The following is a 21,901-nucleotide window of genomic DNA, read 5'->3' as shown; positions in this document are numbered from 1 at the left end:
AGCGAGCCGATGAGAGTGGAAGATCGGTAAGACACTGCATCGTGAAAGATCCTCTACTTGAGACTGCTTTTCTGAAACTAGAGTAAGAAGCAGCGGCTGACCTCGTTATTGGTCACAGAGAGTTTGCATTAGATAGATAGATGCAACTAAATTTGGGTGGTACCACGGCATGTTCGTCCCTTGCGGCTGAACATGCCTTTTTGTGTCCGGAAAATAAACGAAGGAGTGAATGGTTGAATGAAAATGAAAGAAACCTTGCAATTAGGAAAAACAAAATTCCCTATGCGTGGTAATTTGCCAAACCGAGAAGGCGAATGGCAAAAAGAATGGGAAGAAAATCAAATCTACCAAAAAAGACAAAAATTGAACGAAGGAAAACCTAGCTTTGTTCTTCATGATGGACCTCCTTATGCCAATGGGAATATCCATTTAGGGCACTCATTGAATAAAATCAGTAAAGACATTATCATTCGTTCAAAATCAATGTCTGGCTATCGCGCACCATATGTTCCAGGCTGGGATACACATGGATTGCCAATCGAACAAGTATTGGCTAATAAAGGCGTGAAACGTAAAGAAATGTCCATGGCAGAATATTTGAAAAAATGTCGTGAATATGCACTTTCCCAAGTAGATAAACAACGAGAAGATTTCAAACGCCTAGGGGTTGCAGGAGATTGGGAACATCCCTATGTCACATTAGACCCTTCGTATGAAGCTGCACAAGTACGCGTATTTGGTAAAATGGCTGAAAAAGGCTATATTTACAAAGGATTGAAACCCATTTACTGGTCTCCGTCAAGTGAGTCTTCTTTAGCGGAAGCTGAAATTGAATATAAAGATGTAAAATCTCCATCTATTTTTGTAGCTTTCAATGTCAAAGACGGCAAAGGCATCCTTGATGAAGATACAGCTTTCGTCATTTGGACGACAACACCATGGACATTGCCAGCAAACCAAGGTATTGCTGTAAATCCCAAATTTACGTATGTACTGGTCGAAGCTGATGGCCGTAAGTTTGTTGTAGCAAAAGATTTGCTAGAAACAGTTCAAACAGAAATCGGTTGGGAAAATGTAACGGTTCTAAAAGAATTTGCTGGCCAAGAAATGGAATATATGACTGCAAGTCATCCATTCTATGACCGTGAATCGCTCGTAATTTTAGGTGACCATGTTACTTTAGACGCTGGTACTGGATTAGTCCATACTGCTCCAGGACACGGGGAAGATGACTATATCGCCGGTAGCAAATATAAACTATCTGTAGTGTCACCTGTAGACTCAAAAGGGTTGTTTACAGAAGAAGCTCCTGGATTTGAAGGAATCTTTTATGATAAAGCAAATCCAATGATTACTGATTTATTAAAGGAAAAAGGAGCTTTGCTGAAACTAGATTTCTTTACCCATAGTTATCCTCACGATTGGCGGACGAAAAAACCTGTGATTTATCGTGCAACACCGCAATGGTTTGCATCTATCGATAAATTCCGTCAGAATATTTTGGATGAAGTAGAAAAAGTAGATTGGGTTATCCCATGGGGAAAAACACGTTTATATAATATGATCCGTGATCGCGGCGACTGGGTCATTTCTCGTCAACGTGCATGGGGAGTGCCGCTTCCAATTTTCTATGCTGAAAATGGTGAAGCAATCATCACGCCAGAAACAATCGAACATGTAGCAAAATTATTCGCTGAACATGGATCAATCATCTGGTTTGAAAAAGAAGCAAAAGAACTTCTTCCTGAAGGATTTACTCACCCAGGTTCTCCTAATGGCGAATTTACAAAAGAAAAAGATATCATGGATGTCTGGTTTGATTCTGGTTCTTCTCATGAAGCTGTTTTACGTCAACGACCAGAATTATCATTCCCAGCAGATATGTACTTAGAAGGATCAGACCAATATCGTGGTTGGTTCAACTCAAGTATCACGACAAGTGTGGCTATCAATGGCGTAGCACCATATAAATCAGTTATTTCGCAAGGATTTGCTTTAGATGGTGAAGGCCGTAAGATGAGTAAATCTTTAGGAAATATCATTGCACCAGAAAAAGTGATCAAACAATTTGGTGCAGATATCCTTCGCTTGTGGGTATCTAGTGTCGATTATGAAGCAGATGTTCGTGTATCGATGGATATCTTAAGTCAAGTGGCAGAGGTATATCGTAAGATCAGAAATACGATGCGTTTCTTATTAGCGAATACAGAAGATTTCGATCCTAAAAAAGATACTGTTTCGTACAATGATTTACGCTCTGTAGACAAATACATGACCGTACGATTGAACCAAGTAATCAAAGAAATCAGAGAAGAAGGATATGACAAATATAATTTCATGCATATTTACCGTACAGTTATGAACTTCTTGACTGTTGATCTATCGTCCTTCTACCTAGATTTTGCTAAAGATGTGGTTTATATCGAAGCAGAAGATGATTATCAACGTCGTTGCATGCAAACTGTTTTCTATCAAACAGCTGTAGCTTTGACGAAACTATTGACGCCTATCATTCCACATACGGCGGAAGAAATCTGGTCATTCCTAAAAGAAGAAGAAGCATACGTTCAGTTAAGTGAGTTTCCTGGCTATGAAGAGTTTGCGAACCAAGAGGAATTGATGGACACTTGGGCTGCTTTCATGGATTTCCGTGACAAGGTCTTAAAAGCATTGGAAGAAGCAAGAAATAGCAAATTGATTGGTAAATCATTGGAAGCAAAACTAACTGTTTATCCAAAACAACAAGTTCGTGAAATGTTAAAAGCTTTGGATGCAGATATTGCACAATTGCTGATCGTTTCCCCAGACTACTTTGAAGTAATGGAAGCAGATGTGCAAGTGCCAGATAATGCTGTGGTATTTGATGATGTTGCTATTACAGTGGAAAAAGCAGACGGAGAAACGTGCGATCGCTGTCGTCAAGTTCGTAAAGATGTAGGAGTAGATGAAAAACTTCCTCATCTATGCGGACGTTGTGCAAAAATCGTTGAAGCATTCTATCCTGAAGCTGTAGCTGAAGGATTCGAAGAAAAGTAAAATGGAAAAGGGGTTGTGACATGTTTTTTGTCACAACCCCTTTTGTTATCAATCGATTAATTTCCCACGTTCGCGATACCAGTTATCTGGTTGCCAGATCCATTCGAATCCGTCTTTTTCAAGTAGTTCGAAAGCTGCTTTAGGCCCCATTGATCCGGCTTTGTAGTTTGGAAAGTCCGGTTGTGTTTGGTCCCAAGCTTTACGAATGACATCCACGATATGCCAAGATTGAGCGACTTCTTCCCAATGAGAGAAATTCGTTCCATCACCATTCAACGCATCTAGCAGTAATTTTTCGTAAGCTTCTGGGCTATTTTCAACCATTTCTGCACTATTTCGAAATTCTAATTTGATTGGTTCCGTTTCAAACCCTTGACCTACTTCTTTTCCATTCAGGGATAAAGAAAATCCTTCAGTTGGCTGGATATAGATCGTTAGAACATTCGGTGGGAGTGTCGTATCGTCACATGGTTCATCGACAGATGTTTTGAATACATTAACAGGAACCTGTTTGAATACGATATTGATCCGAGTACCTTTTTCAGTCAAACGTTTGCCTGTACGCACATAGAAGGGAACACCAGACCAACGGAAGTTGTCGATAGTGAATTTTCCTGCGACGAAGGTTTCGGTCTCTGATTGAGCATCCACTTTGTCTTCTTCTCGATAACCTTTGAATTGTACGCCATCTAATTCACCTTGAGCATATTGTCCACGAACGAAGTTTTCTAACACTTCTTCTTCGTTATAGATGCGGATTGCTTTCAATGCTTTAATCTTTTCTGTACGGATTTCTTTTTCGGAAAATGCTACTGGTGGTTCCATTGCAAGTAATGCTACAACTTGCAGAATATGATTTTGCACCATGTCTTTCAGTGCGCCACTGTGATCGTAGTAGCCCCCGCGATCTTCTACGCCAAGGTTTTCACCAAAAGTGATTTGGATATTATCGATATAACGATTATTCCATTGAGCCTCAAAAATATTATTGGCAAAACGGATAGCTGAAATGTTTTGGATCATTTCTTTCCCTAAATAATGATCAATCCTGAAAATATCTTGCTCTGGGAATACTTCTCTGATTTGCTGATTCAATTCGAAAGCAGACTGGTAATCCGATCCAAACGGTTTTTCTATAATCAAACGATTGAAGCCATTTTTTGTCATAATGTTTTGTGATTTTAAATGAGAAACGATCGTTCCGAAAAATTGAGGTGCCATGGCCAAATAATAGACGCGATTGCCGTTTAACTGATAGTGTCCATCTAATCGGTCAGACAATTCTTTTAATGTTTGATAATGTGTTGAATCATTTACATCATGGGATTGGTAGTAAAAATGACTAGCAAAAGTAGTTGCTTCTTCATCAGAAGGATTCAATGCACGAATCGTTTCTTTGACAACTTCACGATAGTGTTCATCGCTCCAAGGACGGCGAGCGGTCCCAATCACGGCAAAATGCTCGCCTAAATTTCCTTTTCTGTAAAGGCGGAACAAAGACGGGTACAATTTACGTTGGGCTAGGTCACCTGTGCCGCCGAATATCGTAAACAATACATTTTTTTCATTAGACATGTAGATACACTCCTTTATATTTTATCGACAAAAATCGTGCTGGCCGCCTTGAAGCTGACGGGTATTTTCTTTCTATCATTTTGGATAGTGATTGGTCCTTCATAAGCTGCGATGTCAACGATCTCATACTCTTCGTTGATATTCAGGTCAATTGTGACTAAGTAATCCAACAATTCTTTTTCATCAAGCACTCGTGCAATACGCACTTTTGTACCGACAGGATAGGATTCTAGTGTTTGCCGGCGTTCTTCATGGACGACTTCCTCTTTTTTAGGAATCGATCCTCCATGAGGACAATGTTCAGGATGATTCAAATAGTTTTCTAAATGATCTGCAAGATGTTCCGAAGTCACATGTTCCAATACTTCAGCATCATCGTGGACTTCATTCCAGCTATAGTCTAAATGTTCAACTAAAAAAACTTCCCATAAACGATGTTTGCGAATTAAACTGCTAGCTTTTTGCAGCCCGCTTGCAGTCAATTGTACACCTTGATAAGGGGAATGTTCTACAAGCTCTTCTTTCACAAGTTTAGAAATCATTTCACTGACAGATGCAGCCGAGACATCTAGGCTAGATACGATTTGTTTATTGTTGACTTTCGTTGTATCTCCGCCTAGTTCTAAAATGATTTTCAAATAATCTTCTCGATTTGGTGTCATATTCGATCATCCTTTCATGGTAAAAACCATCATTAGTAAGTGTAACAAAAAAAACGTTAATTGACTATTTTTCTAAATAAAAAACAAAGGATTTTTGGACGTTTTTACAACAAAAAACGAAAGATGAGAAAGAAGACTCATACTTTCGTTTAAATAGATATATATTGGGAGGTGTCTATTTTTCAGATGTCAACTTATACGAGACATCTGCAGATTCATCATAAAGAGTTTGTTCGGGATAAGAAAAGATAAGATAAAAACCATATTGATCACGTACGACTAAACGCTGTTCATCTATTTCTACTACAGATGTGCCAAGTGACTGACCGTTGATCAAAAACGTGTAATCAGATGTAATCTGTAATTGTTGTTTTTGCTGGCTATCACTGAAGAACCATGTACCTTGATACCTCGAGAGTCTTTCAGATTTTTCCGCTTGTTTTTTCTTTTTCAAGTAAATCCAACTTGAGAGAACGGCAACGAGTGAACCAAGAAAATAGATCATTTTTTTTATCACCAAATCACTCCTTTATGAGAAAATCATCGTATAGAAACATTCTTCCTTCTTTATTTCATTGTACCGAATAAAAACTAAAATTTCTCTAAGACTTTCGACTGGTTTTTTTACTGTTTTTCCACAAATTATGATAGGATACATAGTAGGAAGACAGGTGACAGAATTTGAAGTATCAGCAAGTTGAAACAGCTTTTTTTATTGACCGTCCGAATCGGTTTATTGCACATTGTATGAAAAAAGACGGAGAAATAATTATCGCGCATGTCAAAAATACAGGTAGGGGAAAAGAGGTCCTGATACCAGGCGCTGAAGTGGCTATTGTATTTGCTCCTGGACCTAAACGGAAAACCGACTATGATCTGATTGCTGTAAAAAAGAAGGGTGATTGGTTCAATATCGATAGTCAATTGCCTAATCAGTTGGCAACTGACGGTATTTTAGACGGTACGATCCTTTTACCAGGATTAATTGGTCCATTTACAACATACAAGCGTGAAGTAACTTATCTTCACTCCAAATTTGATATTTATTTGGAGACGGCGGCCGGACAAAAAGCATTTGTTGAAGTCAAAGGTATGACGCTTGAAAATAAAGCAATTGGTGCTTTTCCTGATGCGCCTACCCTCAGAGGATTGAAACATGTTGGAGAATTAGCGTATGCCGCACAAGATGGTTATGCTGCTTATGTCTTGTTTATTGCTCAATTCGAACATCTTCATTTCGCAACGATCCATGAAGAAATGCAACCAGCACTAGCTGATATGGTTCGACATGCGCAGCAAAGTGGTGTTCAAATCCTCGCCTATAATTGTCAAGTAACGGCAGATGAGGTAACTGTCAAGCAGGCTATCCCGTTTGATGTAGCTATCCCGTTTGAAGATCCTATACAATAGAAAGAAGGTAAAAAAATGATCAACTTAGGTATTATTGGAACAAATTGGATCACTCATCAATTTGTCCAAGCAGCTTTGAGCACAAAAAAATATGAATTGACAGCGGTATATTCTAGACATTTGGAAAAAGCACAGGAATTTGGTTCTCATTATGAAGGGGATATCGAATTTGCAACAGATTTGAGGACTTTTTTCAATATTGCTCATATGGACACTGTTTATATAGCTTCTCCAAATAGTCTTCATTTTAGTCAGACTAAGCAAGCAATTTTGGCAGGTAAAAATGTGATAGTGGAAAAGCCAGCTTTTTCGACGCCAAAAGAAATGGATGAAATCATCCATTTGGCAAATGAACACAATGTGTATTTTTTTGAAGCAGCAAGAAATATCCATGAATCAGGTTTTAAAAAGATTGCCGATTACTTACCATTAAAAGACGAGATAATCGGTGCAAATTTCAGCTATATGAAATATTCTTCGCGTTATGACCAAGTATTAGATGGAGAAGAACCAAATATCTTCTCGACTCATTTCTCAGGTGGTGCATTGATGGATTTAGGTGTTTACCTTGTGTATGCAACTGTCGCTTGGTTTGGAATGCCAAAAGAAGTCCATTATTTCCCAAGAAAGATTTCTACTGGTGTGGATGGTCTTGGATGGGGAATCTTGCGTTATGATACTTTCGATGTATCGATCCAACCAGGTAAAATCGGTGATTCTTATCTGCCATCAGAGATCTATTTTGACTCAGGAACGCTAGTGATGAATGGCGTCAATGCAATCGAACAAGCAGAGTTTCATGATCGGGTACACGAAGAAATCATTGACTTAGCAGTAACAGCTGCAGAAAATCCAATGGAAGATGAAGCAGAGGATTTTGCCAATGTCATAACTCATCCGAAAGATGCAGCTTGGGGATTATTGTATGAAGAGTGGATCGAGCTGGCTAGAAATGTGAACCAAGTGATTTATGATTTAAGAAAAAATGGTGGCATCAAATTCGATGCAGATAATGAGGAAGATTTTTAATGAACGAATTTGTACAAGTATTTCCCGAAAATTGGCAGAAAAATTATGAGAATAAAGGATTTATTACACCTTCTCTTATTCAACAGGCAGTTTTTCAGCCATTAAGCAATAAACAAAGCATAGTAGCCATCTCTCCAACAGGTTCAGGTAAAACACTGGCTTATCTTTGGCCGTTACTACTAAACGTGGAACCAGGTGAAGCAAGTGCGTTGGTTATCTTTGCATCTTCTCAAGAACTAGCTATTCAAGTAGCAGATGTTGCACGTGAATGGGGAAAAGACAAAGAATTGAAAGTCCAATCTTTGGTGGGCGGAGCAAACGTTAAACGACAAATTGAAGGTTTGAAGAAAAAACCAGAAATCTTGATTGGTACACCAGGAAGAATATTGGAATTGATGAAAGCTAAAAAAATAAAAGCACATCAAGTGAAAACAATGGTATTTGATGAAGCAGACCAGCTATTTGATGCGGGGAACAGCCAAATCATTGATCAGATTCTTCATCAAGCTCCGACAGAATATCAGCTAGCCTTTTTTTCAGCAACAGCAGATCGTTCCCTTGAAAGCATTGAAAAAATCACTGGGAAAACGTTTGAGACGATCGACGTGACAGCAGAAGATGATTCTCGAAAAGGCTTGAGACATTACTTTTTACGAGTGCCAATACGAAAGAAAGATGAATATCTAAGACGTCTCACTCACATAGAAGATTTTCAAGGTCTGATTTTCTTTAATCAACTGACTGAATTAGGTGTGATGGAAGAAAAATTGCTGTATAGAGGGGTACCTGTAGGAAGCCTGGCCTCTGATCAAAACAAGCTGCTCCGAAAAGCGGCGTTGGAACAATTCAAAAAGAAAAAGATCAGCGCACTTTTGACCACAGATGTGGCGGCTAGAGGTTTAGATATTACAGGACTTCCTTATGTCGTGAATGCAGAAGTGCCGTTAAGTGAAGAAGCTTACTTGCATCGTTCTGGAAGAACTGGACGAATGGGCAATGAAGGAACAGTGATCACACTCGTACAAGATAACAATTTAAGAGATTTGAAACGACTTTTACGTCCGACAAACATAACACTTGAAGAGATTTTTCTGCACGGAGGAAAGTTACAAACGGATCAACCAATCAAAGAAGATGTAGCTACCGCAGCGAATAACAAGTATAAGAAATCTTTTCATGGGAAAGAACAAAATCCAGAGCATAACAAAAACAAATCAAGAAAAAAAGTTAAAAATAAATCAAAAAAAGAGAGAAATAAAGGAGCAAGGCGCAAATAAGCGCCTTTTTATGCTATGATTATGAAAACGGGAACAAAATTGGTTGCCAGAGGAGGGATTATGTGAAAGAACGTCAAGAAGAGATTTTGCATCTATTGACAGAAAACCAACAAGGATTGACAGCAAGTGATGTAGCTGAGCGCTTGAATATTGATCGAAGCAATGCAAGCCGATATTTAAGCGAACTGTATAAGGCTCATCATATTGTAAAAACCGCTGGCCGACCAGTCGTTTACTCCTTGCCAACGGAAAAATCAAAATCTGATGAAGTACATGTCGACTCTTCTACGCAAGTGACTTTTGAAACGCTCGTTGGAGAAAATGATTCTTTAAAAGTCAGTATACAGCAGGCAAAAGCAGCGATTCTTTATCCGCCGCGGGGGCTACATACCATTATTTTTGGAGAAACTGGTACAGGGAAGTCAATGTTTGCGGAATGTATGTATCATTTTGCAATCGAATCTGAAATGCTTTCAGCCGATGCGCCATTTGTTTCTTTCAATTGTGCGGATTATGCTCAAAATCCCCAACTGCTCTTTGGACACATCTTTGGGATCAAAAAAGGGGCTTACACAGGAGCAGCGCAAGATAGTCCTGGTCTAATCGCCAAAGCAGACGGCGGTATATTGTTTTTAGATGAGATCCACCGTTTACCACCGGAAGGGCAGGAAATGCTGTTTACTTTCATCGATAAAGGTACCTATCGTCCACTTGGAGAAAGTGCACAAGTACATGAAGCATCAGTTCAGATTATTGGGGCAACGACTGAATCTTCAGAAAGCTTCTTGACTACCTTCAACCGACGGATCCCTATGGCTATCACCTTGCCAAACCTTGCTTCGCGTTCACTGGATGAGCGTTATGAGATCATCTCTCTTTTCATCAAACAAGAAGCGAACCGTTTAAATCAACGTATCGATATCGAAAAAGAAGCGATTCTTGCCTTTATGCTTTATGATGCGGAAGGGAATATCGGTCAAGTGAAACGAGACTTGAAATTAGTCTGTGCAAAATCTTTTTTACATTACCGAACGCATCATGAGAAAAAACTGATCATTCGAAAAGAAGAACTTTCCCTTCAAGTACAAAAAGGACTACTGAAAATCAAAGAAATACCAGAACGCCTCGACCGATTCATGGACAGTAAGAGCCAGTATTTGACATTTGAACCAGGATTTGCTGATGTCGTCTGGTCACAAGATCCAGAAAGAAACATGCAAGTCTACAACGATATTGAGGAAAAAGTTACTTCTCTTTCTGAAACCGGTGTGGAGAACATCGATTTGGAGACGCTCATTTCAAAAGATGTGGATGCTTATTTTCAGACATATGTCAAAGAATTGACTAAAAGTTCAATCCCAAAAGATCTTTTACCAGATGAGATCTGGCGGCTAACCAATCAATTGTATGATGTAGCTGAAAAACGGTTAGACCGTATTTATAATGAAAAAGCTCGTTTTGCTTTTGCTTTGCATTTGCAAAGTACATTGGATCGTGTGAGAGAAGGACATATGATTGTCCATCCAGATTTGAATAACGTACGAAAAAATTTTAAGAAGGAATTCCAGGTAGCAATCGATCTTTCGACAATCATTGAAGAAGAAGAACAAGTCGAGATTCCTTTTGATGAAATTGGCTTTATCAGTATGTTTCTTTCTATCAACTTAGGAGAAAGTGAGCCTGTTAAAGAAAACAAAGTAGATGTTCTCGTACTGATGCACGGCAGACAGACCGCTTCAAGTATGTTGGAGATGGCGCAAGAACTATTAGGAACAAAAGTAGGAAAAGCTTTTAATATGCCATTGGTTATGGAAGTTCAAACAATGTATGAAGAGGTACTACAATATGTCAAAAATTATCAGGGGCATTTGACGAATGGACTGCTTTTGTTAACAGATATGGGATCATTAAACACTTTCAGTGATTTGATTTATGAAGAGACTGGCATTCGGACGAAAGCAATCACAATGACAAGTACGATGATTGTGATAGAAGCGATACGGATGGCAAGTGTTGGAAGAAGCTTAGAAGACATTTATCAAAATATTCAGCTCTCCTTTGAATCAATCGTACGTGATCAGTTCAAAGCGGAAAAAGCTGAAACTTTACAGCGTAAAAAAGCCGTCATCGTGACATGTTTTACTGGTGAGGGAGTAGCTGCCAAATTGTATCAACGGATTATGCCGGTGATTAATCAAAACAAAGTAGAACTGATCCAGATGCAGTTTTTAGAACGCGAATCATTCAAAAAACACATTGATGCCTTATTGGAAGAATATGAAATCAAAGCAATTGCAGGAACGGTTGACGTTGATTATCAAAATATCCCATTTTTTTCTGCCTATGACGTTTTTGATGATGAAAAATTGAATGTTTTGAAGCGTATAGCTGATGATGAGGTCCCAACAGCTAAAATTGTTGATTCGCTTTCAGGATCATTAAGTGATGTCTTTTCTATTGATGAATTGATCCGCTCATTGCAAAAAACAGTTCAGCAGATCCAGACAGATTTGTCGATTATCGTAGAACCAGGAGTAGATACTGGAATTGTCATCCATTTAGCCTTCATGCTAGACGGATTGATCAAAAAAGAATCGCATCGGCAATTTGAGAAACTATCTATTTTCTCAAAAATTTACCGTTTGGAAATGGATATCGTTCGAGCAAATTTGATGGCACTGGAACGAAAATATCAGGTAAAAATTTCAGAAGATGATATCGCGTTTCTTACACAAATGTTTCTTGAAAACAAAATAAAAAAATAAACACACTAATCATACTGTTTACACACTGAATATCAGTGTGCGCACTATATAAAAGAGCTAAAAAGCATGAAAACGCTATTTTAGCTCTTTTTTTCTTGGCATGCTTCTTGCATTATATAAAAGTGTAAAAAAAAATAAAAGGAGTGTTAAAAATGGCAAAAAAAACAATTATGTTAGTTTGTTCAGCAGGGATGAGTACGAGTTTATTGGTCACAAAAATGCAAAAAGCAGCAGAAGAAAAAGGAATGGAAGCCGATATTTTTGCTGTCTCTGCCTCAGATGCAGATAATAATTTAGAATCTAAGAATGTCGATGTTTTATTATTAGGTCCTCAAGTACGTTTCATGAAAGCTCAATTCGAACAAAAACTTGCGCCTAAAGGTATTCCGTTAGATGTTATCAATATGCAAGACTATGGCATGATGAATGGAGAAAAAGTACTTGCACAGGCAGAAAATCTAATGAAATAAATCAAGTATGTAGTTGGGGGATAACAACGTGGAAGATCAGCAAAATCTAGAAGCCATCATGGGACTAATCATGTTTGGCGGTAATGCAAAGAGCGACGCAATGGAAGCGATTGCGGCTGCTAAAATCGGTGATTTCGAGTTAGCGGATAGAAAAATCGCTGATGCAGAAGAATCACTTATACAAGCACATCATGCACAAACAGATATGTTGACACAAGAAGCACAAGGAAATCATATGCAAGTGACGTTATTGACTGTTCATAGTCAAGATCATTTAATGACGTCTATTGCGTTTACTGATTTAGCAAAAGAAATCATCGAACTTTATCGTCGCGTATACAGCGAATAAATACAACTTCTTTTTTGAACGGAAGAAGAAAAATTTTTGAACGGATTTTTTATTTTGTCTTAATTGTCAAATTAAGTTAGACAGATCATCAATACTTACGTAACTCAAAAATACTTCCAAAGGTGTTCGATAATCCAGTGATTTTCTAGGAATATTATTTCGTTTAGATGCGACAGATTGAATAAAAAATTCATCTACTGAATTGAAATCCATAGATTTCAATAAACCATCTCTACGTAACAATCCGTTAGAATTCTCGTTTAGGCCTCTTTGAGACGGCGTTCCTGGATCAGCGAAATAAATGGCAATATCATTGACATTACTGATCTGTTTCCAATTTGAAAATTCCTTTCCACAATCAAAAGTGATGGATTTGAATAGGTTTTTCGGTACAGATTCAAACCATTGATTTAATTTTTTTTCAATATCAATCGCTTGTCTACCACACGGTTTCAATGTGATGATAACTTTTGATAATCGTTCAACTAAGGTAATTACAGCACTTTTATGTTTCAGACCTACGATAGTGTCACCTTCAAGGTGACCAAACTCATTTGAGAATTGGCTATAATCCTTTTCACGTTCATGAATAGAGCGGCGGAAAGTTTGTTTTCCACGTCTTTCTTGATGTCCATTCGGTTTACGCTTGCCTTTCATCGGTAAGTCAGAAGAATCAAATAGCCCCTTTTTGAACATACGATAAATGGTACGAGCAGAACAACTAATAGGAAACGCTGCACGACCAACAATCACATCGGGTGTCCATCCTTGAACAACCTTTCTTTGAATATATTCTGATTGTTCCTCGGGTAAAACAAGCGGACGTCTACCACAGTTTGATTTGTTTTTCTTATACTGTTGATAATATTCTAAGGCTGATTTTCCTTGCTTGAAGAACAGATATACTTTATGGATCGTTTGTCTTGAACGATTCAAGCAATGGGCAGTTTTAGCAACAGATTGATTAATTTTGAAATAAGACTCTATTATTACAAGTTCATCCGTTGTAAGATGGGTATAGGTCATTTGTACTCACTCCTTATAATTCTTTGGTCGGAACTATTTTGAGTGTAGCACAAATGACTTTTTTAGTTGTCTAGCTTAATTTTACAATCGGCGTTGTTATAAAGAGAACTCTCTTTATATAAAAAACTTATAGGAGGAAGTAAAAAATGAACGGACTAACAAGTTGGATGGAGAAATACATCCTGCCAGTTGCCGCAAAAATCGGAGCGCAAAAACATTTAGTTGCTTTGCGTGATGCTTTTATCGGCACACTGCCCGCAACAATGGCGGGATCAGTCGCTGTAATGATCAATGCAATTATTCGAGATTTACCGCAACAGTTTAACAGTACCTACGCTGACAGTTTAGCAGCAGACAAAGGAATCTTTGCCGTATTGAATGTCATCATCGGAATCAATGGTTTTGTCTGGAACGGTACACTAGCAATCGCCGGATTGATCTTTGCCTTTTCTTGGGGGTATAATCTTGCCCGAGCTTATGGAGTAAATGATCTAGCTGGGGGAATCGTTGGTCTAGCTACCTTGATTCAAGGTATTTCCTTTGGTCCAGCATTATCAGCAGCATTAGATGTGAATGTCCCTTCAAATGTCGCAGATGCAATCAATAGTTCTGAGATTGGTGCAACGATTGCAGATGGTACACTGTCAGTTGGATTATGGGGTTGGCTAAAACTAGATCATTTGAATGGAAACGCTTATTTTACAGTTATGATCATGGGAGCAATTTCAGTCATTATTTTTTGTAAATTGATGCTTGCTAACATTACGATCAAAATGCCTGATTCAGTACCACCAGCAGTATCTAAAGCATTTGCAGCCATTTTACCAGCTACGATCGCTTTATATGTCATTGCTATTATCAATTATATCGTAGGTCGTGTAGCTGATGGGCAACTAATCATTGATTTGGTGCAAAAATATATTGCAGAACCATTCCTAGGATTATCTCAAGGGTTGGGAGCAGTATTGATCGTCACAGTGTTTGTTCAAGTATTCTGGTTCTTTGGTATTCATGGGCCAAATGTATTGGCACCAGTGCTAGAGGGAATCTGGGGACAAGCACAACTAATCAATATTGATATTTTCCAAAAAGGTTATAACGGAAAAACTGGTACACCAGCCGTGTTAGATGCAATCGAAGATGGAAAAGCTTATATGTGGGTCCGTGGATCGTTCGATGCTTTTGCATGGTTTGGCGGATCAGGTGGAACGATCGTCTTACTGATAGCTATCTTGATTTTCTCTAAACGAGCGGATTATTTAACAGTAGCTAAATTATCCATTGGACCTGGTATTTTCAATATCAACGAGCCAGTGATGTTTGGTCTGCCGATCGTATTGAATGCCATCATGTTCATCCCATTCTTGATTGCTCCAGTAGTTGCGACAGCTATCGGTTGGTTAGCAACTTACTTTGGACTTGTAGCACCAGTATCGCAACAAGTTACATGGGTAGTACCGCCGTTCTTATTGTCATTCTTAGCAACAGGAGCGGATTGGCGAGCACCAATCGTAACATTGGTATGTATGGTCGTGACTTTCTTGATTTGGGCACCGTTTGTCATTTCTGCAAACAAAATGGACCCTGCCGCAGGCGAACAACAATAAGATGAATCTGAGGAGCGGGACGCTTTAAGTTTCGTTCCTCATAATGAATTTTCGAGGAGGAACTGAAAAATGATTTCAATTGCCAGTGCAATGCAACAAGATGCAATCAAAGAATTGTTAGAAGGATACAATGAAGAAGGAATGACATTTACGTTTAAAGAAAAACAAGGAATCAAAATGTTCTTTGAGACAAGTGCAGAAGATCCGGAAGCTGCGGCTAAAAAAGCAAAGGAACTAATCAAAGCACAGCCTTGGGGAACAGTCCTTTATTTTCAGTCAACAGCTGTTTAAGAAAATGGTTCAAAAAGATAGGATGGTTGATATGATAAAAAACGGTTTATTTTTATGTAGTATTGGTTCTTTGATCGTGTTGTATAGTTTGAATCCACATTCGCAAAGGTATGATTTGTATAGTATGGTCACGGGTCTTTTCCTAACAGGATTAGGAATCTACTTCTTCATGAAGGGGAAAAAAAGAGAAGAAGCAAAGGAGAAAAATAACTAATGGAAATCACAAAAAAATTAAATATTCCAGCGTCGTTTTTTTACGATAAAGTTATGGATTCTGTTCTTTTCGATGTACGTAAAGCGACCGGCAAATCAGTGACCAGAAAACAGCTGAAAAATTTGGAGTACGTCAAACAATTCTCGCAAAATAACCGGGCTCGTATAAAAATCGAAGAAGTCATTGAAAACCAGTCTTATAAGTTTCGTACATCGACAACGAAGAATGAATTCGTTGTTCATTATCAAATCAAACCAGTAGACGATTCGACCTGTGAGATTCATTACACAGAAAAAATGGAGTCTTACGGCATGCTTCAAAAGTTGAATGATATGCTTTTAGGAACGATCTTGATGTACTTTAAGCGGAGACGTTTCAAAAAAATGCTAGAGATGATCGAAGCAACGTATTAAACCATTGAAAAAATGGTACTATTTAGTTATTGAAAAATGAAGTAAGCTAGAAGAGATTTTTCAGAGGAAGCAAAGTCTTTCCTGAGATTCCTCACTAGCTTTTTTGTAGGAAGGGGCAGCAAAATGACAAAACAAGTAAGAGAGCTAGGGGGATCTTCGATTGAGGAAATGTTTGCTTTAGCCACATATGCATTTAATGGGGCAGATACACCTGAAAGGAGAGAACGTTTTCGTACACTTGCGGAGAATTCCTGGAATTACGGTTTTTTTGATGAGGAGGATCGGCTAACAAGTCAAGTCATGGCGACTCCTTTCCCAGTGAATTTTTACGGACAAGAGTATTTAATGGCCGGTATTGGCTATGTTGCTTCTTATCCTGAAGCAAGGGGACAAGGCGGAATCAATCAGATCATGGAAAAGATTCTTGAAGATTGCCGTTATCGTAAAGTAAGCTTATCTTATCTGGCGCCCTTCTCCTATCCCTTCTATCGGCGCTATGGCTATGAACAATCGTTTGATAAAATCAGTTATCAACTAAACAGTCGTGACGTGCCTTTTACCAAAAAGAAATCTGGCAAGATGAAGCGTATGAATTTCGAAGATGCAAAAGCTGCTATCAAACGAATTTATGAACAGATGCCTGAAAATCAACGAGCTGGTCTGAAGCGCGAAGACTGGTGGTATACGTATAAATTCAAGCAAAAAGGTAATTACCAGTTTGCTTTGTATTTTGATGATACTGGGGAAGCAATGGGCTATGTCGTTTACCAGCTTGCAGCGTCTTCCTTTATTATTGTGGAATGGGGATTTTTGAATCACGATGCCTTTTGCAGCCTTGTCCGCTTTGTAAGTTCCCATAACGGTGCTTTTGAAACATTTGAATATTCATGTGGCTACGGTGGCAATGATCAAAATTATCTATTAGCAAATCCATTTGCTTCTGTAACGATCACACCTTATATGATGGCGAGGATCGTGGATATTTCTTTGTTTTTGGAAAAATATCCATTTAGAAAGAAACAAGCTGCCTTTGCTCTTCAGATAGAAGAAGATCAGTATGCAAAATGGAATGAAGGAATCGTGGAAGTAACGATTAAAAATGGAAAAAACCATCTCTCAAAAGTAGAACAAACGGCGTTACCGATCGTTCGCGGAAGTATCCAACATATCACACAGCTATTATTAGGATATCGTAAAGTTGAAGAGCTGGTATTCCAAGAGAGGATACAGGTGGCAAAAGAATATGAAGAAATGTTAAGTTCGATCTTGCCACAGCAACAGCCAATCCTTAATGACTATTTTTGATAAAAAACGGGTGATGACAATATTTTTGTCACCACCCGTTTATTTTTCGTTTGACATTTGAAGGAAAATATTAAAGTAAATCCTCTTTTTTCGTAAATTTGAATTTTTTGTTTTCTTTTGTTTTAGGGTTTTCTTTTTTGTGGTCTTGGATTGCTTCTTTCGTGATCTTTTCCCGATTTTTTTTAGATGAATCTAAGCGTTCGGCATATACTTTTTCTTTTGGTTTATCATTCATTGGAAAGAACCTCCCTGTATTATTTCATTCTACTCCTAGTTTATCATCTGTTAAGAGCTAGTGGAAACGTTTTGCCTAACCTACAAGCTGATTTTTTTAGCAGATAAGCTTGCAAGTAAAAAACAAACAAGCTACAATTGATTTATTGAAATTGTTCCTGTAGCTCAGTAGGATAGAGCAATCGCCTCCTAAGCGATAGGTCGCTGGTTCGATTCCAGTCAGGAACGTATAAATAACCCCTGTATCCTTTGTGGTACAGGTTTTTTTATTTTAAAACAACAAAAATTAAATGTTTTATAATTAAAAAAACTTCATTTTTTATTGATATAAGGGTATAATTGTTGTTGAAAGAAGGTGATAAAAAAACATTTTCATTAAAACGGAAAGCAAAAAATAAAAATAAAAATGAAAGAAGGAGAAAAATTAAAAAAATGGATTCTTAGCGCTACATTGATTGTTTTACTTAGGGCTTTCGCAGATGCAAGGGTAATAGAACAAAGTGGTTTTACTGGTAGGTGTGTAGCTTTTCCAATGCTATGGAGCTAGAGCCTTTCTAGTGGGCATAAGTATGTTTAACTTTTTATGCTAATCTGGGCACATAATGTACAGGCGCACTACATAGAGAATCTCGAAAGTGGGATTAGTACTAAGTATAGTTGATACAAACAGCACTTCACAGCTAGAATAATTGGAAAGTCAGAAGTTTTTTGTTCGATTTGAAATACCTAGTTAGTTTGAATAAGTACATAAAGAATCTTCTTATTTAGCACTTAATAAAAAATATAAAAAACATTTAAAAGAGAAATTAAAGGGTTTCTCAATCTTTGATAAAAAAGGAGGAAGTAGAAAATGAAAAAAGCAAAATTGATACTTAGTACAATCGTCTTGACATCTTTATGTAGTGGTTTTTTAGGGACTGGGACGGTGGATGCCAGTGAATATAATAATAAAGTTGTTTCGCTTCGAGCTGCTAGTGATACAACGCTTACTGTGTCACGCATACCTCATAATCCTATTCTATATTTTGAAATTTCAATGGAAAATTATAATCAATCTGACTCAATCCAACGTTGGGTAATGGAGTACAATGCAAATGCCGGTGGTTATTATATCCGGGAGCAGATTCCGGGAAGTATGAATTTTACACCGCAATATATTTGGGATAGTGGAGGAAGCATTTTGGACTTCTCGAGTAACAAAGAGAGGGTAGGGACTCTGTGGAAGTTATATTCAGCCGGACAGAATTCGTTGGGAAATATATTTTTATAGAAAATATGTCAAACGGGAACTATATGAGTTGGACCAGAGGAGGTCATACTGATCGGGCGTTGATATCTTCTGCATTTAATTGGAATCATGAGCAAAGATTCATTGTGCAAGTTGAAGGAGAAGTTTAAAAGAGAAAAATGGAAGTACACTAATACGTTCAATCTTTTTGACTTATATCTAGAGAGTGGGGCAATAATCAGATTTTTTTCTGACTATTGTCCCACTCTCTTTTTTATATATTTTTCGTTATTTTATTTGTGCTAATAAGATTTTGCTCAAGCCCAATCTCCATTACGGAAAATCGGTACTGTAGAACCGTCTTCGCGGATACCATCGATATCCATCTTGTCAGATCCTACCATGAAATCTACATGGGTTTGACTTCTATTCAAACCAGCTTCTGCTAATTCTTCATCGGACATTTCTGTACCGCCTTTCACACTGAAGGCATAAGCAGACCCTAAGGCTAAATGGTTCGATGCGTTTTCATCAAATAGTGTATTGAAGAAAATGATACCAGATTGAGAAATAGGTGAAGGGTCAGGAACAAGTGCCACTTCTCCTAGACGACGCGCACCTTCATCGGTATCAAGCAATTTTTCTAAGACATCTTCGCCTTGTTCGGCAGAAAAGTCAACTACTTTTCCATCTTTGAAAGTAAATTTCATACCAGAGATGATCGTACCAGCATAACTCAGTGGTTTTGTACTTGAAATATACCCATCTACACGATGACTGTCAGGAGCGGTGAACACTTCTTCTGTTGGCATATTTGCCATGAATTTTTCCCCTCGAGCATTGTAGCTTCCAGCACCTTCCCAAAGATGGTTTTTAGGCAATCCAATGATGATATCCGTACCAGGAGCAGTGTAGTGCAGGGCAGAAAATTGTTCTTGATTCAATTCTTCTGCTTTTTTTGCTAATTTCTCATCGTGTTTTTTCCATGCTAAAACAGGGTCTTCTTCGTAGACACGAGTTGTTTTAAAAATTTGATCCCATAATGCATCAACTTGTTCTTCTTCTGGCAGATCTGGAAAAACTTTTGCTGCCCATTGTTTACCAGCAGCAGCTACAACAGTCCAACTGACTTTATTTGCCTGAGTTGCCTTGCGCAAATTCATTAGTGCTTTACCGGCAGCTGCTTGATAAGTTGCTACTCGGTGGCTGTCTACACCGGCAAACGCATCAGGATCGGCAGAAACGACACTAATCCTGCTTGCTCCTTTTTCAAGCCATTCATCCACTTGAACGATTTTAGATTGTGGTACATCCTCAATACGATCTGTTGCTGCATGTAAAAGAAATTCTCTTTGAATCTGATCATCTGTCCACTGAACGATGACTTCAGCAGCTCCTAATTTGTAAGCTTCTTGTGTGATCAAGCGAGCAAGGGGTGCTTGGTCTACACTGATCTGTAAAACGACTGTGTGACCTTTTTCTGTGGCCACGCCAGTTTCTGCAATTAAGCGTGCATATTTTTTTAGAAGTTCATTAAAATTCGATAACATAATAAAAATTCCTCCTCACCATTTTTTCTGGTAACTATTAGCATGATACCATTTAATCATGATTCAAACAATGTAGCTTTAAATAAAAAAAGGAGGTTATTTTTTTCTGGTTGCGTTTCACGTTCTATGACACGACTTGCTATTTTAGCTTGTGAAGAAAATCGAAAACTAATTTTGCATATCAAAAAAAACATGTTACAATGAAATTAATCAATGGTGGAAGCGTTATAAAAAAATTGAGGAGATTAAAAAAATATGGCAAGAAAAAAGACGATTACTAAAGAACAGATTTTGGCAGCTGCTTATGAAGTAGCTGCCACCGAGGGATTTACACGATTTACTGCGAGAAACATTGCGAACAAAATGAATTGTTCCACGCAGCCGATCTATCTTGAGTTCAAAAATATGGATGACTTGAGACAAGCACTTTTTGAGCAAATCTATGATTATTTGCAATACGAAGTGTTTCCAGTTGAGCATACAGGGAATACGATTATCGATCTTGCTTTTAATTATATCCATTTTGCAAGAAGAGAGAAGAAGTTGTATCGTTCACTGTACTTAGAAGAATATGGTGGAGGAAAAGAGACGCAAAATTTCTCTTATACTTACTTTGTGAATACAGTGAAACGGGACCCAGCCTACGCGGATCTTTCAGAAGAACAGATCGAATCCTTGCATAACGGTACATGGATCATAGCTACCGGGATTGCAGCTTTGATGTCTTCAAGCATTATCCATCCAACTGATGAGCAGATTGAAAAAATGATCCAAGACAGCATTGATGCAATCTTGAATCTCAAAGAACCAATCGAAATCGATTGAATATACTCAAGAGTTTCGCCAATCAGTAGATAACAAGAGATGTGTCAACATAAGGAAAATTTCGTTTTTCTTACAGCGTATACATTTTTAACTCCCGAAGAACTCTTCCATGAATACAATAAAAGAGCCGTCTAGATTGATTCAATCTGGACGGCTCTTTTATATCTCAAGCATATTAAAGTTTTGCGACTAATTCTTTAGCGAAAGCTTCTAGATTTTCGATATCTTCTTCCTCAGCATTTAAGTCTACTTTTACATTTTCTGCGCCTTTTGATGCGCCTGTTTTTCCAAAAGCAGCATCGAAGTCATCCACTGATTTACAGAATTCATCGTAAAAAGTATCTCCAGATCCGCAGACGCCGTAGATTTTCCCTGATAGATCCAACTCTTGCAAGTCTTCATAAAAATCTACAATCTCATCAGGAAGATCGCCATCATCGTATGTATAAGTAGCTACGACGCAAATATCTGCCTCCTCGAATTCATCTGCATCTACTTGGGTACATTCGTTGATTTCGACTTCGATATCCATATTTTCAAATGCTTCTGCAACAATATCGGCGATTTCTTCAGTATTTCCTGTCATGCTAGCATATACGATTTTTGCTAAAGCCATGATGTGCCTCCTTGTTTAA

Annotated in this window: 22 protein-coding genes and 1 tRNA gene; 16 read left to right on the top strand and 7 right to left on the bottom strand. The window is 38.1% G+C overall.

Features of this window, described 5'->3' with window-relative positions; translation table 11 throughout:
• Positions 1 to 237: 237 nt before the first annotated feature.
• Positions 238 to 3,036: an isoleucine--tRNA ligase gene (ileS, locus tag AC1F25_RS06765; protein ID WP_002346313.1), complete on the top strand. Its 2,799-nt coding sequence runs from the start codon at positions 238 to 240 to the stop codon at positions 3,034 to 3,036.
• A gap of 48 nt (positions 3,037 to 3,084) precedes the next feature.
• On the opposite strand, the gene zwf is transcribed toward ileS, so the two are convergent.
• The 3 genes from zwf to AC1F25_RS06750 all read right to left on the bottom strand — a co-directional run bounded on the left by zwf (position 3,085) and on the right by AC1F25_RS06750 (position 5,790).
• Positions 3,085 to 4,611 carry a glucose-6-phosphate dehydrogenase gene (gene zwf, locus AC1F25_RS06760; protein ID WP_002291842.1) on the bottom strand — a complete coding sequence of 509 codons (1,527 nt, stop codon included), beginning with the start codon at positions 4,609 to 4,611 and terminating at the stop codon, positions 3,085 to 3,087.
• 14 nt (positions 4,612 to 4,625) lie between these two features.
• Positions 4,626 to 5,273, bottom strand: coding sequence for a transcriptional regulator EfaR (gene efaR / locus AC1F25_RS06755; protein WP_002286616.1), 648 nt, complete (start codon positions 5,271 to 5,273; stop codon positions 4,626 to 4,628).
• A gap of 175 nt (positions 5,274 to 5,448) precedes the next feature.
• A complete protein-coding gene (locus AC1F25_RS06750; protein ID WP_002291841.1) occupies positions 5,449 to 5,790 on the bottom strand; it encodes a DUF4828 domain-containing protein in 342 nt (113 codons plus the stop codon).
• Between the two features lie 164 nt (positions 5,791 to 5,954).
• Here AC1F25_RS06750 and sfsA point away from each other — a divergent pair, with 164 nt between their 5' ends.
• The 6 genes from sfsA to AC1F25_RS06720 all read left to right on the top strand — a co-directional run bounded on the left by sfsA (position 5,955) and on the right by AC1F25_RS06720 (position 12,573).
• The gene (gene sfsA, locus AC1F25_RS06745) at positions 5,955 to 6,683 is read left to right on the top strand and encodes a DNA/RNA nuclease SfsA (protein WP_073490214.1); all 729 of its coding nucleotides are present in this window, start codon (positions 5,955 to 5,957) and stop codon (positions 6,681 to 6,683) included.
• 15 nt (positions 6,684 to 6,698) lie between these two features.
• Positions 6,699 to 7,712, top strand: a complete 1,014-nt coding sequence (locus AC1F25_RS06740) for a Gfo/Idh/MocA family protein (RefSeq protein WP_073490215.1) — start codon at positions 6,699 to 6,701, stop codon at positions 7,710 to 7,712.
• A complete protein-coding gene (locus AC1F25_RS06735; protein ID WP_002314212.1) occupies positions 7,712 to 8,989 on the top strand; it encodes a DEAD/DEAH box helicase in 1,278 nt (425 codons plus the stop codon). Before AC1F25_RS06740 ends, AC1F25_RS06735 begins: the two co-directional genes overlap by 1 nt.
• Positions 8,990 to 9,051: 62 nt before the next feature.
• Entirely contained in the window at positions 9,052 to 11,754 is a 2,703-nt protein-coding gene (locus AC1F25_RS06730; protein ID WP_479993991.1) for a sigma-54-dependent transcriptional regulator, read from the top strand.
• Positions 11,755 to 11,906: 152 nt separating this feature from the next.
• On the top strand, positions 11,907 to 12,224 hold the full coding sequence (locus AC1F25_RS06725) for a PTS sugar transporter subunit IIB (RefSeq protein WP_002286606.1): 318 nt from the start codon (positions 11,907 to 11,909) through the stop codon (positions 12,222 to 12,224).
• A 28-nt stretch (positions 12,225 to 12,252) separates the two neighbouring features.
• Positions 12,253 to 12,573, top strand: coding sequence for a PTS lactose/cellobiose transporter subunit IIA (locus tag AC1F25_RS06720; protein ID WP_002286604.1), 321 nt, complete (start codon positions 12,253 to 12,255; stop codon positions 12,571 to 12,573).
• 66 nt (positions 12,574 to 12,639) lie between these two features.
• Here AC1F25_RS06720 and AC1F25_RS06715 read toward each other — a convergent pair whose 3' ends face one another.
• Positions 12,640 to 13,599 carry an IS30 family transposase gene (locus AC1F25_RS06715; RefSeq protein ID WP_002336308.1) on the bottom strand — a complete coding sequence of 320 codons (960 nt, stop codon included), beginning with the start codon at positions 13,597 to 13,599 and terminating at the stop codon, positions 12,640 to 12,642.
• Positions 13,600 to 13,745: 146 nt separating this feature from the next.
• Here AC1F25_RS06715 and AC1F25_RS06710 point away from each other — a divergent pair, with 146 nt between their 5' ends.
• The 5 genes from AC1F25_RS06710 to AC1F25_RS06690 all read left to right on the top strand — a co-directional run bounded on the left by AC1F25_RS06710 (position 13,746) and on the right by AC1F25_RS06690 (position 17,429).
• Complete coding sequence (locus AC1F25_RS06710; RefSeq protein ID WP_002292902.1) at positions 13,746 to 15,206, top strand: PTS sugar transporter subunit IIC; 1,461 nt, start codon at positions 13,746 to 13,748, stop codon at positions 15,204 to 15,206.
• Positions 15,207 to 15,275: 69 nt separating this feature from the next.
• Complete coding sequence (locus AC1F25_RS06705) at positions 15,276 to 15,497, top strand: hypothetical protein (protein ID WP_002292901.1); 222 nt, start codon at positions 15,276 to 15,278, stop codon at positions 15,495 to 15,497.
• Positions 15,498 to 15,528: 31 nt separating this feature from the next.
• Positions 15,529 to 15,711 (top strand): DUF3188 domain-containing protein, encoded by a 183-nt coding sequence (locus AC1F25_RS06700; RefSeq protein WP_002286596.1) that lies wholly within the window; start codon positions 15,529 to 15,531, stop codon positions 15,709 to 15,711.
• Entirely contained in the window at positions 15,711 to 16,124 is a 414-nt protein-coding gene (locus tag AC1F25_RS06695; RefSeq protein WP_002292900.1) for a DUF3284 domain-containing protein, read from the top strand. Before AC1F25_RS06700 ends, AC1F25_RS06695 begins: the two co-directional genes overlap by 1 nt.
• A gap of 123 nt (positions 16,125 to 16,247) precedes the next feature.
• Complete coding sequence (locus AC1F25_RS06690) at positions 16,248 to 17,429, top strand: GNAT family N-acetyltransferase (RefSeq protein WP_002292899.1); 1,182 nt, start codon at positions 16,248 to 16,250, stop codon at positions 17,427 to 17,429.
• 70 nt (positions 17,430 to 17,499) lie between these two features.
• Here the strand turns inward: AC1F25_RS06690 and AC1F25_RS06685 are convergent, their stop codons facing one another.
• The gene (locus AC1F25_RS06685) at positions 17,500 to 17,664 is read right to left on the bottom strand and encodes a hypothetical protein (protein WP_002286676.1); all 165 of its coding nucleotides are present in this window, start codon (positions 17,662 to 17,664) and stop codon (positions 17,500 to 17,502) included.
• Between the two features lie 153 nt (positions 17,665 to 17,817).
• On the opposite strand from AC1F25_RS06685, the gene AC1F25_RS06680 reads away from it, so the two are divergent.
• From AC1F25_RS06680 to AC1F25_RS06670, 3 genes are all read left to right on the top strand, one after another.
• A tRNA-Arg gene (locus AC1F25_RS06680) sits at positions 17,818 to 17,891 on the top strand.
• A gap of 178 nt (positions 17,892 to 18,069) precedes the next feature.
• On the top strand, positions 18,070 to 18,210 hold the full coding sequence (locus AC1F25_RS06675) for a hypothetical protein (RefSeq protein ID WP_002292898.1): 141 nt from the start codon (positions 18,070 to 18,072) through the stop codon (positions 18,208 to 18,210).
• Positions 18,211 to 18,513: 303 nt separating this feature from the next.
• Positions 18,514 to 18,933 (top strand): hypothetical protein, encoded by a 420-nt coding sequence (locus tag AC1F25_RS06670; RefSeq protein ID WP_479993990.1) that lies wholly within the window; start codon positions 18,514 to 18,516, stop codon positions 18,931 to 18,933.
• A gap of 275 nt (positions 18,934 to 19,208) precedes the next feature.
• Here AC1F25_RS06670 and AC1F25_RS06665 read toward each other — a convergent pair whose 3' ends face one another.
• Positions 19,209 to 20,441, bottom strand: a complete 1,233-nt coding sequence (locus AC1F25_RS06665) for an aminopeptidase (RefSeq protein WP_151668647.1) — start codon at positions 20,439 to 20,441, stop codon at positions 19,209 to 19,211.
• A gap of 255 nt (positions 20,442 to 20,696) precedes the next feature.
• Between AC1F25_RS06665 and AC1F25_RS06660 the strand changes: the two genes are divergently transcribed.
• The gene (locus AC1F25_RS06660) at positions 20,697 to 21,266 is read left to right on the top strand and encodes a TetR/AcrR family transcriptional regulator (protein ID WP_479993989.1); all 570 of its coding nucleotides are present in this window, start codon (positions 20,697 to 20,699) and stop codon (positions 21,264 to 21,266) included.
• A 175-nt stretch (positions 21,267 to 21,441) separates the two neighbouring features.
• Here the strand turns inward: AC1F25_RS06660 and AC1F25_RS06655 are convergent, their stop codons facing one another.
• Positions 21,442 to 21,882, bottom strand: coding sequence for a flavodoxin (locus AC1F25_RS06655; RefSeq protein ID WP_002292892.1), 441 nt, complete (start codon positions 21,880 to 21,882; stop codon positions 21,442 to 21,444).
• Positions 21,883 to 21,901 lie beyond the last annotated feature (19 nt).

The sequence above is a fragment of the Enterococcus sp. M-BR2 genome, assembly GCF_056612775.1.
The sequence above is the reverse complement of the archived record's forward strand: the minus strand, read 5'-3'. Positions and strand labels throughout refer to the sequence as shown.